At 68.4% G+C, this 16577-nt stretch carries 17 protein-coding genes; 5 read left to right on the top strand and 12 right to left on the bottom strand.

Annotated elements, in window-relative coordinates:
* Positions 1-2 precede the first annotated feature (2 nt).
* The 3 genes from ACNQVK_RS22260 to ACNQVK_RS22250 are packed head-to-tail and all read left to right on the top strand — an operon-like array spanning position 3 to position 4598.
* Positions 3-1670 (top strand): ABC transporter substrate-binding protein, encoded by a 1668-nt coding sequence (locus ACNQVK_RS22260; protein WP_418031233.1) that lies wholly within the window; start codon positions 3-5, stop codon positions 1668-1670.
* The gene (locus ACNQVK_RS22255; protein WP_418031232.1) at positions 1625-2203 is read left to right on the top strand and encodes an adenine phosphoribosyltransferase; all 579 of its coding nucleotides are present in this window, start codon (positions 1625-1627) and stop codon (positions 2201-2203) included. Before ACNQVK_RS22260 ends, ACNQVK_RS22255 begins: the two co-directional genes overlap by 46 nt.
* 43 nt (positions 2204-2246) lie before the next feature.
* Positions 2247-4598, top strand: coding sequence for a RelA/SpoT family protein (locus ACNQVK_RS22250; protein ID WP_418031231.1), 2352 nt, complete (start codon positions 2247-2249; stop codon positions 4596-4598).
* Here the strand turns inward: ACNQVK_RS22250 and ACNQVK_RS22245 are convergent.
* From ACNQVK_RS22245 to ACNQVK_RS22215, 7 genes are all read right to left on the bottom strand, one after another.
* The gene (locus tag ACNQVK_RS22245; RefSeq protein WP_418031230.1) at positions 4582-5307 is read right to left on the bottom strand and encodes a hypothetical protein; all 726 of its coding nucleotides are present in this window, start codon (positions 5305-5307) and stop codon (positions 4582-4584) included. The genes ACNQVK_RS22250 and ACNQVK_RS22245 overlap by 17 nt on opposite strands.
* A 5-nt stretch (positions 5308-5312) precedes the next feature.
* The gene (locus ACNQVK_RS22240) at positions 5313-5678 is read right to left on the bottom strand and encodes a DsrE family protein (protein ID WP_418031229.1); all 366 of its coding nucleotides are present in this window, start codon (positions 5676-5678) and stop codon (positions 5313-5315) included.
* Between the two features lie 80 nt (positions 5679-5758).
* The gene (locus ACNQVK_RS22235; protein WP_418031228.1) at positions 5759-6220 is read right to left on the bottom strand and encodes a LuxR C-terminal-related transcriptional regulator; all 462 of its coding nucleotides are present in this window, start codon (positions 6218-6220) and stop codon (positions 5759-5761) included.
* Positions 6169-7356 (bottom strand): HD domain-containing protein, encoded by a 1188-nt coding sequence (locus tag ACNQVK_RS22230; RefSeq protein ID WP_418031227.1) that lies wholly within the window; start codon positions 7354-7356, stop codon positions 6169-6171. Before ACNQVK_RS22230 ends, ACNQVK_RS22235 begins: the two co-directional genes overlap by 52 nt.
* Positions 7353-8447 carry a SecDF P1 head subdomain-containing protein gene (locus ACNQVK_RS22225; RefSeq protein ID WP_418031226.1) on the bottom strand — a complete coding sequence of 365 codons (1095 nt, stop codon included), beginning with the start codon at positions 8445-8447 and terminating at the stop codon, positions 7353-7355. Before ACNQVK_RS22225 ends, ACNQVK_RS22230 begins: the two co-directional genes overlap by 4 nt.
* A gap of 58 nt (positions 8448-8505) precedes the next feature.
* Positions 8506-9477 (bottom strand): peptidylprolyl isomerase, encoded by a 972-nt coding sequence (locus ACNQVK_RS22220; protein WP_418031225.1) that lies wholly within the window; start codon positions 9475-9477, stop codon positions 8506-8508.
* 13 nt (positions 9478-9490) lie between these two features.
* Entirely contained in the window at positions 9491-10366 is an 876-nt protein-coding gene (locus ACNQVK_RS22215; protein WP_418031224.1) for a peptidylprolyl isomerase, read from the bottom strand.
* A gap of 120 nt (positions 10367-10486) precedes the next feature.
* Here ACNQVK_RS22215 and ACNQVK_RS22210 point away from each other — a divergent pair, with 120 nt between their 5' ends.
* Positions 10487-11176 carry an MBL fold metallo-hydrolase gene (locus ACNQVK_RS22210; protein ID WP_418031223.1) on the top strand — a complete coding sequence of 230 codons (690 nt, stop codon included), beginning with the start codon at positions 10487-10489 and terminating at the stop codon, positions 11174-11176.
* Positions 11173-12438, top strand: coding sequence for a histidine--tRNA ligase (hisS, locus tag ACNQVK_RS22205; protein ID WP_418031222.1), 1266 nt, complete (start codon positions 11173-11175; stop codon positions 12436-12438). Before ACNQVK_RS22210 ends, hisS begins: the two co-directional genes overlap by 4 nt.
* 15 nt (positions 12439-12453) lie before the next feature.
* Here hisS and ACNQVK_RS22200 read toward each other — a convergent pair whose 3' ends face one another.
* The 5 genes from ACNQVK_RS22200 to urtB are packed head-to-tail and all read right to left on the bottom strand — an operon-like array spanning position 12454 to position 16568.
* The gene (locus ACNQVK_RS22200) at positions 12454-12996 is read right to left on the bottom strand and encodes a hypothetical protein (protein ID WP_418031221.1); all 543 of its coding nucleotides are present in this window, start codon (positions 12994-12996) and stop codon (positions 12454-12456) included.
* Positions 12997-13055: 59 nt separating this feature from the next.
* Positions 13056-13748, bottom strand: a complete 693-nt coding sequence (gene urtE, locus ACNQVK_RS22195) for an urea ABC transporter ATP-binding subunit UrtE (RefSeq protein WP_044518067.1) — start codon at positions 13746-13748, stop codon at positions 13056-13058.
* On the bottom strand, positions 13748-14503 hold the full coding sequence (gene urtD, locus ACNQVK_RS22190; RefSeq protein ID WP_418034259.1) for an urea ABC transporter ATP-binding protein UrtD: 756 nt from the start codon (positions 14501-14503) through the stop codon (positions 13748-13750). Before urtD ends, urtE begins: the two co-directional genes overlap by 1 nt.
* A 56-nt stretch (positions 14504-14559) precedes the next feature.
* A complete protein-coding gene (gene urtC / locus ACNQVK_RS22185) occupies positions 14560-15687 on the bottom strand; it encodes an urea ABC transporter permease subunit UrtC (protein ID WP_418031220.1) in 1128 nt (375 codons plus the stop codon).
* Positions 15684-16568 (bottom strand): urea ABC transporter permease subunit UrtB, encoded by an 885-nt coding sequence (gene urtB / locus ACNQVK_RS22180; protein ID WP_090425456.1) that lies wholly within the window; start codon positions 16566-16568, stop codon positions 15684-15686. Before urtB ends, urtC begins: the two co-directional genes overlap by 4 nt.
* Positions 16569-16577 lie beyond the last annotated feature (9 nt).

The raw sequence follows: 16577 nt of genomic DNA, 5'->3' as shown, positions 1-16577 counted from the left end.
GCATGGTTCAGTGGCGGACCATCGCCCGCGCACGAACAGCGGTGACAGCGGCCACGCTGTCCGTGGTCACCGCGATGGGTCTGGCGGCGTGTTCGAACAGTTCGGCCGACGAGATCGCCTACGCCGTCGACGGCACGCTGACCACCTACAACACCAACACGGTGGCCGGGGCCGCCTCGGCCGGGCCGCAGGCGTTCGCCCGGGCGTTGACCGGATTCGCCTATCACGGCCCCGAAGGCCAGGTGGTCGCCGACAACGACTTCGGTTCGGTGTCGGTCGTGGGCCGGGCCCCGCTGGTGCTCGACTACGTGATCAGCGACAAGGCGGTCTACTCCGACGGCAAGCCGATCACCTGTGACGACCTGGTCCTGGCCTGGGGCGCACAATCCGGCCGGTTTCCCGGGTTCGACGCCGCCAGCCGCGCGGGCTACCGCGACATCGGCTCGGTGGACTGCGCACCGGGCCAGAAGCGGGCCCGGGTGTCGTTCGCCCAGGATCGCGGATTCCTCGACTACGGGCACCTGTTCGCGGCGACCTCGCTGATGCCCGCGCACGTCATCGCCGACGAACTCGGCCTCGACGACGGGGGCGTGGCGCTGGCGCTGCAGGACGGCGACCAGCCGACCATCGACCGAATCGCCAAGGCGTGGAACACCGTCTGGGATCTCAAGCCCGACCTCGACCTCAAGAAGTTCCCGTCATCGGGTCCGTACCGGATCGACTCGGTGTCCAAGGACGGGGTGGTGACCCTGGTCGCCAACGACAAGTGGTGGGGCACGCCGGCGATCACGAACCGGATCGAGGTGTGGCCGCGCGGGGCCGACATCCAGGAACGGGTCAACGAAGGGTCGTTCGATGTCGTCGACATCGAGTCCGGGTCCTCGGGCCTGCTGAACCTGCCCGACGACTACGTCAGCACGGAGACCCCGTCGGCCGGGATCGAACAGTTGATCTTCGCGCCCGGTGGTCCGCTGGCCGCCACGCCGGCGCGGCGGGCCGTCGCACTGTGCACCCCGCGGGACGTGATCGCCCGCAACGCCGCGACGCCGATCATCAATTCCCGGCTCAGCCCGGTCGCCGACGACGCGTTCAGCGCGGCCGAGAACGTCGGTGAGGCCGCCCAGTTCGGGGTGGCCAACCCCGACGCCGCCCGGGCCGCCCTCAACAACAAGCCGCTGACCGTGCGCATCGGGTATCAGACGCCCAACGCCCGGCTGGCGGCGACCGTGGGCGCCATCGCGAAATCGTGCGCCGCGGCGGGCATCACCGTTCAGGACGCCGGATCGGCCACGGCCGGTCCGGTGGCACTGCGGAACAACGAGTTCGACGGGCTGCTGGCCGGCACCGGCGGGGCCGCGGGCAGCGGCTCCTCGGGCTCGTCGGCCATCGACGCCTACGCATTCCACTCCGGCAACGGCAACAACCTGCCCGGCTACGACAACGAGCGCGTCGACGGAATCATCGACGCGCAGGCCGTCACGACAGATCCGAAGGAACTGGCCCGGCTGGCAGGGGAGGGCGCACCGATCCTGTGGAACGACATGCCGACCCTGCCGCTGTACCGCCAGCAGCGCACCGTGCTGACATCGACCAAGATGTACGCCGTGAGCAGCAATCCGACCCGATGGGGCGCAGGCTGGAACATGGACCGTTGGAAGCTGTCCACGTGAGCGGCGACATCGCCGGGATCTCGGAGCTGGTCAGGAAACTGATCCGGGAAGTTCCCGATTTTCCCGAGCCCGGAGTGCAGTTCAAGGACCTGACCCCGTTGCTGGCCGACGCCGAGGGGCTGGGGGCGGTGACCGATGCGCTGGCCGCCACCGCGGCCGACGCCGATCTGGTCGCAGGCCTGGACGCGCGGGGATTCCTGCTGGGCGCCGCGGTGGCGACCCGGCTCGGCACCGGTGTGCTGGCCGTGCGCAAGGGCGGGAAACTGCCGCCTCCGGTGCACAGCGTCACCTATCAGCTCGAGTACGGCAGCGCGACGCTGGAGATCCCGGCCGACGGGATTGATATCGCCGGGCGCAACGTTGTGATCATCGACGATGTCCTTGCCACCGGCGGGACGCTGGCCGCGGCGACTCAGCTGCTGCAGGCCGGCGGTGCCAATGTGCTGAGCGCTGCCGTGGTGCTGGAATTGACGGCGCTGGGCGGCCGGGATGTGGTGGCACCGCTGAGGGTCAGCAGCCTGCACACGGTGTGAGGGATATCCTCGGATTCTGAAGCGTTAACTCCGGGAGGTGACGATGGCCGGCGATACGGGTACGGACGCGACGGCGGGCCAGGCGGTGCAGTCGCCTCCGGTATTGCCGGGCGCCGCGGGACCCGACGCCACGAAGACCAGCGCCTCACGCCGGGTACGGGCCCGGTTGGCCCGCCGGATGACCGCGCAGCGCAGTGCCGTCAACCCGGTTCTGGAGCCTCTGGTCGCGGTACACCGGGAGATCTACCCGAAGGCCGACCTGCAGTTGCTGCAGCGCGCCTACGATGTCGCCGAGCAGCGGCACGCCGACCAGCTCCGCAAATCCGGTGATCCGTACATCACCCATCCGCTGGCGGTGGCCAACATCCTGGCCGAGCTCGGTATGGACACCACCACGCTGGTGGCCGCGCTGCTGCACGACACGGTGGAGGACACCGGGTACACGCTGGAGGCGTTGACCGCCGAGTTCGGGGCCGAGGTGGGCCACCTCGTCGACGGGGTGACCAAGCTGGACAAGGTCGTCCTCGGCTCGGCCGCCGAGGGCGAGACGATCCGCAAGATGATCATCGCGATGGCCCGCGACCCGCGGGTGCTGGTCATCAAGGTGGCGGACCGGTTGCACAACATGCGCACCATGCGGTTCCTGCCGCCGGAGAAGCAGGCCCGCAAGGCCCGCGAGACGCTGGAAGTGATTGCGCCGCTGGCGCATCGGCTCGGCATGGCGACGGTCAAGTGGGAGCTGGAGGATCTGTCGTTCGCGATCCTGCACCCGAAGAAGTACGAGGAGATCGTGCGGCTGGTCGCCGACCGGGCGCCGTCACGCGACACCTACCTGGCCAAGGTGCGCGCCGAGATCGGCGTGGCGCTGAGCGCCATGAAGATCAACGCGGTCGTCGAGGGCCGGCCCAAGCATTACTGGTCGATCTACCAGAAGATGATCGTCAAGGGCCGCGACTTCGACGACATCCACGATCTGGTCGGCGTTCGGATCCTGTGCGACGAGATCCGTGACTGCTATGCGGCCGTCGGCGTCGTGCACTCGCTCTGGCAACCGATGGCGGGGCGGTTCAAGGACTACATCGCCCAGCCGCGCTACGGCGTGTACCAGTCGCTGCACACCACGGTCGTCGGCCCCGAGGGCAAGCCGCTGGAGGTGCAGATCCGCACCCGGGACATGCACCGCACCGCCGAGTACGGCATCGCGGCGCACTGGCGCTACAAAGAAGCCAAGGGCCGCAACGGGGTTCCGCACAGTCACGCCGCCACCGAGATCGACGACATGGCCTGGATGCGCCAGCTGCTGGACTGGCAGCGGGAGGCCGCCGACCCCGGCGAGTTCCTCGAGTCGTTGCGTTACGACCTTGCGGTACAAGAGATCTTCGTCTTCACCCCCAAGGGTGACGTGATCAACCTGCCGACCGGCTCGACCCCGGTCGACTTCGCCTACGCGGTGCACACCGAGGTGGGACACCGCTGTATCGGGGCCCGGGTCAACGGCCGGCTCGTCGCCTTGGAACGCAAGCTCGAGAACGGCGAGGTCGTCGAGGTGTTCACCTCGAAGGCCCCCAACGCCGGCCCGTCGCGCGACTGGCAGACCTTCGTGGTGTCGCCGCGGGCGAAGGCCAAGATCCGGCAGTGGTTCGCAAAGGAGCGCCGCGAAGAGGCCCTGGAGTCCGGGAAAGACGCCATCGCCCGGGAAGTCCGCCGAGGCGGACTTCCGTTGCAGCGCTTGATCAATGCCGACTCGATGGGCGCACTGGCGCGGGAACTGCGTTACGCCGACGTCTCGGCGCTCTACACCGCGGTCGGTGAGGGCCACGTCTCGGCACGCCATGTCGTGCAGCGTCTGCTCGCCCAGTTCGGCGGCGACGATGCGGCCGAGGACGAACTCGCCGAGCGCTCCACCCCGCTGACCATGCCGGTGCGGCAGCGCAGCACCGACGACACCGGCGTCGCGGTGCCGGGTGCGCCCGGAACCCTGACCAAGCTGGCCAAGTGCTGCACCCCGGTGCCCGGCGACACCATCATGGGCTTCGTGACCCGCGGTGGTGGGGTCAGCGTGCACCGCACCGACTGCACGAATGCGGCTTCTCTGCAACAACAGTCGGAACGCATCATCGAGGTGAACTGGGCGCCCTCGCCGTCGTCGGTGTTCCTGGTGGCCATCCAGGTCGAGGCTCTGGACCGGCACCGTCTGCTCTCCGATGTCACACGGGTACTGGCCGACGAGAAGGTGAACATCCTCTCGGCGTCGGTCACCACCTCCAACGACCGGGTGGCGATCAGCCGGTTCACCTTCGAGATGGGCGATCCCAAACATCTTGGCCACCTGCTGAGCGTCGTGCGCAACGTGGAGGGCGTGTACGACGTCTACCGCGTCACGTCGGCGGCCTGACGCCCAACCGGTCAGATACCGGGATCTGCCACATCGCCTGGCCGATGGCCAGCACACCGCGTGCGGGCAGTGTCACGTCACCGATCACGGGGTTGGTGGCCAGCTGTGCCGGCCGACCCAGATCAACCCCGCCGAGGGTGGCAGACGCCTCCTCGATGAGGTACATCTGTTGTGGCATAAGGGTTCCCACGTGGCCGCTGGGCATGACGCCCGTCATCCGCACCTGGCCCATCCCCAGTCCGGCGGCCAGCATCTCGCGCGCCCGCACCAGTGGGCGCGGCCGCCAGGTGCTCAGCGGCAGACGCCGGCTGATCGCGTTCATGGTGCGCAGCACCGGACCCGCGGTGGCGGTCAGCGTCCAGTCCAGTCCCGGGCCGTCGACCCTGACGCGCAGCGATGCGGGCCCGGTCCAATCCAGGGTGATCTCGGCGAACCCGGTGTACGCACACGCCGGTCCGTAGTAGCGGGGGCATGCCGTGTCGAGGTGGTCGCCGTGCACGAGGATCGACCACCGGCCGGACGGGTCACGGTGCCACACCGTGCGGTACGGCCCGAAGTCGTTCTCCGGGAACACCCTCAAGGCCAGCACGTGTCCGCTGTCGAAAGGCAGGCCGAAAACTCCCCAGCCTTTGACGTATTCGTGGCCGGGCCACGGCGCCTGCCCGCACCGTTCCGGCAGATTCGACAGGGCAGAAGCGAGATTCAGCATGATCGTCAGTAGCTGAACGTGGTGGCGGGCTCGTCACCGATCCACTGCCACATCGGGATGGTGCCCTGCAGTTCGGCCCCGGCGATGAGGGCATCGCTGTCGAGTTGCTTGGCGTTGAAGCAGATCGGGCAGACGAAGTACCGGCCACCGGCCGCCTCGTAGCGTTTGAGCAGTTCCGCCAAGGGCGGGCAGCCGTTGCAGGCCACCGCGACAGCGGTTCCGTCGAGCGCGATTCGCACGGCTTCCTTGGACAGGAACATCAGGGTTTCGCGGCCGGTCTCGGCCGCGCCGACGGCGACCAGGTAGGCGACGGTTACCTTCTCGGGGTCTTCCAGGCCTGTGGACAGGCTGATCACGGCTTTCGACATCACGGATCCTCACTTCGCGTTTTCGTTCAGGTTGTGAGGTGAACGCTAGGAGCGCGCGAGCCCGGTGTCGTCGGGCATTCGCCCTACATTTCGGCTTCGGTCAGGGTGTCGAGCAGGCCGTGCGTGATGGCGTACAGCGTTGCGGTGCTGCGGGTCGACGAACCGGTCTTGGTGTAGATGCGCTCGATGTGGGTGCCGGCCGTCTTCGGGCTGATTCCCAGGGTGCTCGCCACCTGCCTGGTGGATGCGCCACGGGCGATCAGCCCCAGCACTTCGATTTCCCGCGGCGTCAGCCCGTCCGGGCCCACGCGGCGTCGATGCCGGGGGCCGCCCGCCGCTTCGAGGACAGCGTCGACCGCGGCGGCATCCAGCCGTCCGCGGCGGACCTCGGCCCGCAGTTCGGCGGCGGCGGCCTTGGCGGACAACGCCGGTCGGTACGGCCGTGGCTCGGTCATGGCGCGATGGCAGTCCGCGGCGGCCAGGATGCGTCCGGTCACCGGGATCGACGGTCCCGACAGGCCGCGGTGCGCCCCCGAGCCGTCCATGCGTTCATAGGCCAGCGCCGCCACCGCACCGATGCGCGCCACCGGGCCTGGGCCAGAACCCGTTCGGTGTAGTACGAACTCAGCCGCAATCGCTCATGATCGGAGGCACTGAGCTTCCCGGGCTTGTCCATGATGGTGGCGGGTACGCCGTGCAGGCCGATGTCGTGCAACAAGGCCGCGCGACGCACCAGGGCGGCGTCGCCCTCGGTCAGCCCGGCGATCTTCGCGGCCCGCGCCGCGAGTTCGGCAACGCCACGGGAATGCCCGGCGCGGTGCGGCGACCGCAGGTCGGTGAAATCGGCGAATACCTCCAGTGCCGAGTCGAGTTGGTCCTCGGTGAGACGCCGCTGCAGCGCAGGTTCGGCGGCGATCAGTGCGTGGCAATCCGACTCGTCATCGTCGTCGGACAGCAGATCGCCCGCCGCCGCGCAGAACGCGTCGACCACGGCCGGGTCGAACTGGGTGCCGCGCCGCGACGTCGCGACGTGGACCGCGGCGGCCACCCCGGCGTCACGGTGCACCACCTCGGCCACGTCGGCGAGGTGAAAGAGTCTCATCGGCAAGGCAATCGCCTCCCCGCCGATGCCTGCGGGAACTCCGTTGCCGTCCCACCGCGCGAAGAACTGGCGCAGTGCGTCACCGACGGCCGCGTCGAGACCGAGCCGCTCGGCCATCGTCGAGGTGTTCAGGCAATGCGACATCAGCCCTTGCTCGATATCGCGGCCACCGGTCGCGATGAGCGTGGCGGTCTTGCGCACCCGGTTCAGCAGGGGACCGGCCGAACCGGCATGTGACAGCATGAAAGTCGCGCCGCCCAGCCCGCGGAGATCGACGCGGTAGCTGTCGGCGCGAAACGCGATGTCGTCGCCGAACCAGGCCGACACCTCGGGTGCGTCGGCGATGCAGCCCACCCAGGCCAGCACCGCCGTGTAGTAGAGATCGGCCCGCTGCTCGGCCACCAGGCCGACGCGCTCACCCAGGCGCGCGGCGAGCCGCCAGGACCGCAATACGTGCTCCATCGGCTGGCCCAGCCCGAGATCCATCGCGAACGAGAAAGCGGCCAGCAGCTCGGCCAGGGAGATCCCCGAGTCCCGACTGCCGCCATCCTTTCCGGTGCGCACCGCTTCCTGCCTCACACCGGGCGGCTGCGCCGAGTACGCAGGAGATACACCAGGGCACCGATCACCACGACCGTCACGCCCAGGCCCGAGACGATCACGGCGCCGCGGATCAGCATGGAAAGCATTGTCGCCGGAAGCTTTTCGTCACTGGATGCTGAGTACGTCAGGGCCACCGGCGAGGCGCCGCGATTGATCCCACCGGCCAGATCGCGCGCTGAACTCTCATCGAAGTCGCCACTGATCTGGGTGCCGCCGTTGGGAATCCGCTCCCGGATCACGGGTGCGCTCAGGACGCGGGTGTCGATGGTGAACGCCGCCTGGGTGCCGATGTTGGCCGCGGTGAAGTCCGACCATGCCTGCGCGGCATCGTTGTCGAACTGCAGATCGATGACGTGCCGGCCCGCCGAGTCGGTGCCGGGTTCGGCGCTCTCGATCTGATCGCCGCCGAGAATCGACTTGGCGAGTAGGTACACCGTCTCCCCGTCGGCGGAGCAGGTGACCAGCGGCAGGTTCGGATCGTCGTGCCCGGCGAGCACGTCGTCGTCGCGGCACCGGGTGGCCTGGTACTGGAGCGCCAGGATCTGGATCGACGGATTGGTGCCTTGGCGCAGTTCCTTCTCGTCGGCGATGCGTTGCGCCGGTTGAACCGCGGGCGTCGGATTGATGCCGGACGGCGGCGACGCCTTGGCCGGTATCGCATGGATCACCGGTCGGACGTACAACGTCTTCGTCTCGCCGGTTCCGAACATCTCCTTCAGCGCCTCGGCGTCGAGCCCGTGCCGGGGAAAGGTGGCGACCACGTCGTTGCCGTCGGACCCGATCTCGGCGTCGGCGACCCCGTAGTCGTCCAACCGGGCCTCGGTGGCGGCGATCGCCTGTTCGATGGTGTCGGCGGACAGCGCCCATCCGTCCTTCGCCTGGACACTGAGCGTCAGGCGGATACCGTCCCGGTCGGCCCAGACCCCTCTGGTGAGGAACACCGCCAGCGCATAGCCGGCGATCAACACCGCCAGTATCAGCAGCACCAGGAACTTGGCCAGGGGTGTCAGGCCACCGCGCGGCGGGGCGTAGGGCGGGACAGCGGGCGCGGGCTGTGCGAACGACACCGGCATCTCCTCACCGCCGCAGGCACTGTGCTGCGATGGGCCAACCCTATGTCTGGGCTCAGCCCATGCTCGCCGATTTGATCGTCACCGGTGTGGCGGGTTCGCCGTCGTCGCTGCCGTCGGCGACTCCGCCGTCGGCAATCGCGTCCAGGGTGGCCAGTCCGGTCTTGTCGACGGTGCCGAAGACGGTGTAGGTCGGTGGCAGCAGGGAATCCTCGTACACCAGGAAGAACTGGCTGCCGTTGGTACCGGACCCGGAGTTCGCCATCGCCACGGTGCCGCGCGGATAGACGACCGGCTGCCGCAGCGCGGGGTCGGAGAGCCGGTACTGGTTGGTCGGGTACTCGTTGGGGAATCGGTAACCGGGCCCACCGGTTCCGCTGCCCGACGGGTCACCGCACTGCAGTGCCGCGAGGTCTCCGGTGGTCAGCCGGTGGCACTGGGTGCCGTCGAAGAATCCCTGCGAGGCCAGGGACGCGAAGTTGTTCACCGTGCAGGGCGCTTTGCCGTTGGCCAGCTTGAGCCCGATGCTTCCGCGATCGGTGACGATCCCGGCTTCCACCGTGGCCGGCTCGGTCGGCACCGTGCCGGTGCGCGGTGGCCTGGCCGGTTTGGTCGCCGGTTCGGTGGTCGCCGGGTACTGGCAGTTGGTGCCGAGGTTGGCCGGCGCCGCGAACGCGGGCAGTTGTTGCTCCGAACCCGGCGAGGCCGTGTAGCGGTCCCGGCGGGGCATGTCCTCGGCAGCCTTGACGACGATAAAGGCGAACACGACGGCAAGCACCGTCGCGACGATCGCCAGCGCCGTCATCACATAGCCGATGATCAGGCCCGCGATCGCGATACCACGGCCCTGCTCGCCGGTGCGTTTGAGCTGGGACAGCGAGATGTGTCCGAAGACGATGCCCAGCGGCGCGAACAGGACCGCGCACACCAGTGACGCGACCGCCATGCCGTTGGTGTGGGCAGGTGGGGGATAGCCGGCCGGATATCCCACCGGCTGGTAACCGCCGTAAGGGGGCGGGGCAGTCAAATTGCTCCCGTACCTAGTCCAGGGCCACAGACTTCAGCTCGACGTCGAGGGCCGGCTTGCCGTCCGGTCCGCCGCCGGCGACACCGGCAGCGGCGATCTTGTCGAGGGTGGCCAGGCCGGTGTCGTCGATCTTGCCGAACACGGTGTAGCCCGGGGGCAGCTGCGAGTCCTGGTACACCAGGAAGAACTGGCTGCCGTTGGTGTTCGGCCCGGCGTTGGCCATGGCCACGGTGCCGCGCGGGTAGAGCACCGGCTGCTGCAGCGCCGGGTTGTCCGGCTGGTACTGGTTGGTCGGGTACTCGTTGGCGAACTGGTAGCCGGGGCCACCGGTGCCCTGGCCGGTCGGGTCACCGCACTGCAGCACCGACAGGCCGCCCGAGGTCAGCCGGTGGCACGGGGTGTCGTTGAAGTAGTTCTGCCCTGCCAGGCTGGCGAAGCTGTTGACCGTGCACGGTGCCTTGGCGTTGTCGAGCTGCAGCCCGATGTTGCCCTGGGTGGTGACCATGCTGACGCTGACCGTGGCCGGATCGGTCGGAACCTTGCCGGTGTGTGGCGGGGTGGTCGGCTTGCTGGCCGCGCCTGCGGCCGGGTACTGGCAGTTGGCGCCGAGGTCGGCGGCCGCGACGAAGGCCGGCAGCTGACCGTTGGCGGCGGGCTGGGCCGGCGCTCCGGAGGTTGCCGTCGTGGTGTCTGCCGAGGCGGTGGTGCTGCCCGAGTCCTTGCTGGTGAACACGAACGTGGCCACGACGGCCCCGATGACCACGATGGCCGCGGCGACCGAGCCCGCGATGGTCACGATGCGTCGTTTGCGTTCCTGGGCGGCGCGGCGCTCCAGCTGTTCCTCCAGCTTGCGCTTGGCGGTCTCACGCCGTTCTTTGTTGGTCGGCACCGCAGCAGTCCTCCTTGTGGGCGGTCGGGATTGGTGACGAGTCTGCCAGGCGGACCTGGGTACCGGGCCTGCGACCCGCGGGAACCGCAGGTGGCGGCGTGGCCGTGGGAAACTGGGGCCGTGTTCATTACCGGATTTCCGGCCGGGATGCTGGCGTGCAACTGCTATGTCCTGGCCGAGCGGCCAGGGGCCGACGCGATCGTCGTCGACCCCGGCCAGCGGGCCATGGACCGGCTGCGCCGGATTCTCGACGAGAACCGCCTCACCCCGGCAGCGGTCCTGCTGACGCACGGTCACATCGATCACATCTGGTCGGCCCAGAAGGTGGCCGACACCTATGGCTGCCCCGTCTACATCCACCCCGAGGACCGGTTCATGCTGACCGATCCGATCAAGGGGTTCGGCCCGCGGCTTGCCCAACTTGCCCTCGGGATGCTGTTCTCCGAGCCCAAACAACTGGTCGAGCTGGACAAAGACGGCCAGATACTCGATTTCGGCGACGTCTCGGTCACCGTCGACCACACGCCGGGACACACCAGGGGATCGGTGGTGTTCCGGGTCTACGGCGGGCAGGAGCGGAGCGACCGGGGAGTGAGCACAGGGACTGTGTTCACGGGCGATACGCTGTTCCGGTCCTCGGTGGGCCGCACCGACCTGCCCGGTGGCAGCGGACGCGACCTGCTCGAGTCGATCGTGACAAAGCTGTTGGTACTCGACGACGACACCGTGGTATTACCAGGACACGGCCCGCGCACGACCATCGGGCTCGAACGCCGCACCAACCCGTTTCTCGAAGGTTTGACTCTGTGACATCTGCATTCCAGGCGCCCAAGGGCGTGCCCGATTACCTCCCGCCGGAGTCGGCGCAGTTCGTTGCGGTCCGGGACGGACTGCTGGCTGCCGCGCGCCGCGCCGGCTACGGCGACATCGAGCTGCCGATCTTCGAGGACACCGCGCTGTTCGCCCGCGGCGTGGGCGAGTCCACCGATGTGGTGTCCAAGGAGATGTACACGTTCGCCGACCGCGGTGACCGCTCGGTGACGCTGCGCCCGGAAGGCACCGCCGGGGTGATCCGCGCGGTGATCCAGCACCGCCTCGACCGCGGGGCACTGCCGGTCAAGCTGTGCTATTCGGGACCGTTCTTCCGTTACGAACGCCCGCAGGCCGGGCGCTACCGGCAGCTGCAGCAGGTCGGGGTCGAGGCCATCGGGATCGACGACCCGGCGCTGGACGCCGAGGTGATCGCGGTGGCCGATGCCGGCTTCCGGTCCCTGGGCCTGGACGGGTTCCGCCTCGAGCTCACCTCGCTGGGCGATGACACCTGCCGGCCGGCGTACCGGGAGCTGCTGCAGGATTTCCTGTTCAAGCTCGACCTCGACGAGGACACCCGGCGACGCGCCGAGATCAACCCGCTTCGGGTCCTCGACGACAAGCGGCCCCACGTGCGGGAGATGACCGCGGACGCGCCGCTGATGCTCGACCACCTCTCGGACAGCGCCAAGGCCCACTTCGAGGTCGTGCAGGCGCACCTCGACGCGCTCGGCGTGCCGTACGTGATCAACCCGCGGATGGTGCGCGGGCTGGACTACTACACCAAGACCACGTTCGAGTTCGTGCACGACGGTCTGGGCGCACAGTCCGGCATCGGCGGCGGTGGCCGCTACGACGGCCTGATGAGCCAGCTCGGCGGGCAGGACATGTCGGGGATCGGATTCGGCCTCGGTGTCGACCGGACCCTGCTCGCCCTGCAGGCCGAGGGCAAGACGGTGACCGGTGCCGGCGGCGTCGAGGTGTTCGGCGTGCCGCTGGGCGACGCCGCCAAGCTGGAGTTGGCCAAGCTGGCCGCGCGGCTGCGGGCCGGCGGGGTGCGGGTTGACCTGGCCTACGGCGATCGCGGGCTCAAGGGCGCGATGAAAGCGGCCGACCGTTCGGGCGCCAAGTACGCGCTGGTGGCGGGCGACCGTGACATCGAGGCCGGCACCGTCGGGCTCAAGGACCTCTCGACCGGCGAGCAGGTGGATGTCGCCGCCGATTCCGTTGTCGCCGAGGTGCTTTCCCGCCTGGCCCGGTAGCGGGTAGCGCACCGTTCAGCGGCCGTGCACCACGACGGTGAGCACTTCGTCGAGGTTGCCGATGCCGCCGGTGAACGGGTTGCCGCGCTTCAGAATTCGATCGCCGTTCGGCGTACTCGCGACGAGCTTGGGTGAGCTGGAGCCCAGCTGCATGCGGTTGTGGAACTGCACCTGCGACAGCGGGGCCAGCACTGTGCCGTCGGCGTCGGCGAGCACTCCGCGCGCCCTGTCGAGTACGGCCACGGGCCGGTAGTCGGCCAGGGGTCGCCGGTTGTTGGCCTTGATCCGGCGCACCGTGGCGGCCGTTGCGACGCCGAAAGCCAGCCCGACGGCGAGGAACGCCGCGCTCACCGCCGGGGGAACGCCGGCCCCCTGGCCAGCGATCGCCAGCGTCACGGCGCCGAACCCGCCGAACACGACGGCGAGCACGCCGAGGACGAAGGCCGCTGTCGCGAGCGGTCCCGTACCCCGGTCGACGACGACCACCAGCGGGCCCTGCTCGGCCACCACCGTTCCGCCGATATCGGCCAGGACCCGGTGCTGCGCGGGTGGGGTCATGGTCGAAGTGTGCCTGTGCCACGGCGCGAGCGTGCGGGAAACGCCGACGTCCGGCGAGATCAGATGGCCATGGCGGCGCGGACGTCGGCCTCCGAGGTCGAGCCGCCGGTGCCGCTTGAGGTGATGCGGCCGGCCTCCAGGATGTAGTAGCGCTGAGCGGATTCCAGCGCGAACCCGATGTGTTGTTCCACCAGCAGCACACCCAGATCGCCGCGTGCGGTCAACGAGGTGATCGCGGCCTCGATCTCGGCCACCACGGACGGCTGGATGCCCTCGGTCGGCTCGTCGAGGATCAGGCACCTGGGGCTGGTGATCAATGCCCTGGCAATCGCGAGCTGTTGCCGCTGCCCGCCCGACAGCAGGCCGGCCCGCCGGTTGAGCAGCTCCTTCAAGGCGGGGAACAGGTCCAGCTGCTCGTCGATGAGGGCCTTGCCGTTCCGGCGGCCGTCGGCGACCACCTGAAGATTCTCCGCGGTGGTCAGCTGGCCGAAGGACTGCTGCCCCTGGGGCACATATGCCAGGCCGCGGGCCACCCTCGCGCTCGGGCGCAGTTTGGTGATGTCCTCACCGTCGAAAAGTACTTTGCCCGCAGTGCATTTGAGCAGGCCGACGGCCGCTCTCAACAGGGTCGTCTTGCCGGCGCCGTTGTGACCCATCACCGCGGCGACTCCGTCGGACGGCACCGCGATGCTCGCGCCATGGACCACTTCGGACCGGCCGTAACCGGTTCGGACATCGAGCAGTTCGAGCATCAGGAGATTCCTTCCACGCCGGCCGCGGCAGTGCCGAGGTAGACCTCTTGGACCTTCGGATTGGCCTGCACCTCGGCCACCGAACCCTCGGCGATCACCTGGCCGCGGGCCAGCACCGTCACCGAGGTGGCGAACGCCCGCATGAAATCCATGTCGTGCTCGACGACCACCACGGTGCGGGTTCCGCCGATGCGGCGCAACAGGTTTCCGGTCTCTTCACGTTCTTCGTGGCTCATCCCGGCCACCGGTTCGTCGAGCAACAGGACATCGGCGTTCTGCACCAGCAGCATGCCGATCTCCAGCCATTGCTTCTGGCCGTGGGCCAGCACGCCCGCCGGCTGCTCGGCCAGATCGGACAGCCCGGTGGTTTCCAGGGCTTCCTCGATGGCCGGCAGGATGCCGCGCCGCCGGCGCAGCAGGGTCCAGGGCGAACGGCTCGCGCCCGCGGCGATGTCGAGGTTCTGTACCACCGTCAGTTGTTCGAACACGCTCGCGGTCTGAAAGGTGCGTCCCACGCCGAGGCGCGCGATCTGGTGCACCTTCTTACCGAGCAGTTCCACACCCGACTTGTTCACCGAGCCGGTGGCCCCCACCAGGCCGGTGATGGCGTCGATCACCGTCGTCTTTCCCGCCCCGTTGGGTCCGATCAGGAAGCGCAGATCTCCCTGGAACAGGGTGAGATCGACTTCGCTGACGGCCTTGAAGCCGTCGAAATCGACTGTGAGACCGCGGACTTCCAGATACTCGGCACCCATGCCGGCGTTGCCGCCGGCCACCGGCTCGGGCGCCTCGGTGGCCTGCTCGGTTCCGGTCACGATGCGGCACCTACTTTCTCGGTATCAGGATCGGCGTCTGACGCGGTCTCGGGCCGGGACTGCTCGGCATCCGATGCGGCAGACCGGGAGCGCCGCCACCGGGAGAACAGCACACCGAGGCCGGCCAGGCCGGCGGGGAAGAACCCGACCACGACGATGAACAACAGACCCTGGGCGTAGATCCACCCTGACGGAAACCGTTCGGAGAACAGGGTTTGCGCCCAGGCCACGCCGATGGCGCCGAGGACCGGGCCGAGCAGCGTGGTGCGCCCGCCGATCGCGACCCCGATCAGGAAGGCGATGGACGGCACGATGCCGACCTGTGATGGCGCGATGAATCCGACGATCGGCACGAACAACGCACCGGCGATGCTGGCGAACAAGGCGGCCAGGGTGTAGGCCACGACCTTGATGTTGGCCGGGTCGTAGCCGAGGAACCGTACGCGTTCCTCACCGTCGCGCACGGCGACCAACAACTCGCCATAGCGGCTGTACATCAGTTGGCGCACCACGGCGACCACGACCAGCAGAGTGGCTGCCGCGATGAAATAGACCATCCGTTTGTTGGCCGGGTCGTTGAGGTTGAACCCGAAGAAGGTTCGGAAATTGGTCAACCCGTTGCTGCCGCCGAGGCTGGTCTGGCCGACGAGCAGGATCGCCAGCGCCGCGGCCAGCGCCTGCGACAGAATCGCGAAATAGGCGCCCTTTACCCGGCGCTTGAACACGCCGAAGCCGAGCAGGGCCGCGATTCCCGTCGGCAGTAGCAGGATTGCCAGCAACGCGAACGCGGGGGAGGCGAACGGTTCCCAGTAACCGGGCAGGTGGCGTACCCCGGCGATCTGCATGAAGTCCGGCACATCGTGCCCGCGGATCTCGGCGTCGGCGATCTTGAGGTGCATGCCCATCATGTAGCCGCCGAGGCCGAAGAACACGCCCTGACCCAACACCAGCATTCCGCCACGGCCCCAGGCCAATCCGATGCCGACCGCGACGATGGCGAAGCACAGGAACTTGCCCAGCAGACTGAGCCGGAAGTCCGACAGAACCGCGGGTGCCACGCCGAACAGCACCACCGCGGCGGCGCCGAAGCCGGCCCACGTCTGCCAGCGGCCGAGAATGGTCATACGAGACTCCTGGTCCGAACCGTGAACAATCCCTGGGGGCGCACCTGCAGGAAGATCACGATGATGGCGAAGACGATCACCTTGGCGAGCGACGCTGTCGTGCTGTATTCGATGAACGAGTTCAGGAAGCCCAACGCCAGCGCGGCGATCACGGTGCCCTTGATCTGGCCGAGGCCGCCGACCACCACCACCAGGAACGCATCGATCAGGAAGCTCTGACCGATGGTCGGACTCGTGGAGCCGATGAGCGTCAGGGCCACACCGGCCACGGCGGCCAGCCCGGATCCGATGAAGAAGGTGGTGATATCGGTTCTGCGGGATGAGATACCGCTGGTCTCGGCCAGATCGCGATTCTGGACCACCGCCCGGATCCGCCGCCCCATCGGGCTGGTCTTGAGCACGGTCGCGAGCACCGCGACGCACACGACGGCCAGCACCAGGATGAATATGCGGGTCTTGGGCACCACAGCGCCGAGGATCTCGACACCACCCGAGAGCCAATCCGGGGCAACGACGTTGACCGCCGGCGCACCGAAGATGTCGCGGGCCACCTGTTGCAGGATCAGGCCGACGCCGAAGGTGACGAGCAGCGTGTCCAGCGGACGGTGGTACATCCGCCGGATCAGCGTCACCTCCAGCAGCGCGCCCATGGCGCCGCCGACGAGGAATCCGACCAGTAGCGAGATCAACAGTGAGGCACCGGCATTGGTGATGACCTGCTGCACCACGTAGGCGGTGTAGCAGCCGGCCATGATGAATTCGCCGTGCGCCATGTTGATGACGCCCATCTGGCCGAAGGTCAGGGACAGGCCGAGTGCGGCCAGCAACAGGATTGAGCCGAGGCTCAATCCTGTTGCCAGCTGGCCGATGAGGATGTCCATGCTGTGTTT

Source organism: Mycobacterium sp. 134 (assembly GCF_048282715.1).
Taxonomy (GTDB): Bacteria; Actinomycetota; Actinomycetes; order Mycobacteriales; family Mycobacteriaceae; genus Mycobacterium; species Mycobacterium septicum.
Note: the sequence above shows the minus strand (reverse complement) of the source record. Positions and strands in the feature narration are given on the sequence as shown.

Excerpts from the sequence above, each read along its gene's own strand:
- ACNQVK_RS22260 (WP_418031233.1), top strand. The coding sequence starts at position 3 with ATGGTTCAGTGGCGGACCATCGCCCGCGCACGAACAGCGGTGACAGCG.
- ACNQVK_RS22255 (WP_418031232.1), top strand. The coding sequence starts at position 1,625 with ATGGGGCGCAGGCTGGAACATGGACCGTTGGAAGCTGTCCACGTGAGC.
- ACNQVK_RS22250 (WP_418031231.1), top strand. The coding sequence starts at position 2,247 with ATGGCCGGCGATACGGGTACGGACGCGACGGCGGGCCAGGCGGTGCAG.
- ACNQVK_RS22245 (WP_418031230.1), bottom strand. The coding sequence starts at position 5,307 with ATGCTGAATCTCGCTTCTGCCCTGTCGAATCTGCCGGAACGGTGCGGG.
- ACNQVK_RS22235 (WP_418031228.1), bottom strand. The coding sequence starts at position 6,220 with ATGGACGGCTCGGGGGCGCACCGCGGCCTGTCGGGACCGTCGATCCCG.
- ACNQVK_RS22200 (WP_418031221.1), bottom strand. The coding sequence starts at position 12,996 with ATGACCCCACCCGCGCAGCACCGGGTCCTGGCCGATATCGGCGGAACG.
- urtE (WP_044518067.1), bottom strand. The coding sequence starts at position 13,748 with ATGCTCGAACTGCTCGATGTCCGAACCGGTTACGGCCGGTCCGAAGTG.
- urtD (WP_418034259.1), bottom strand. The coding sequence starts at position 14,503 with ATGGGTGCCGAGTATCTGGAAGTCCGCGGTCTCACAGTCGATTTCGAC.
- urtC (WP_418031220.1), bottom strand. The coding sequence starts at position 15,687 with ATGACCATTCTCGGCCGCTGGCAGACGTGGGCCGGCTTCGGCGCCGCC.
- urtB (WP_090425456.1), bottom strand. The coding sequence starts at position 16,568 with ATGGACATCCTCATCGGCCAGCTGGCAACAGGATTGAGCCTCGGCTCA.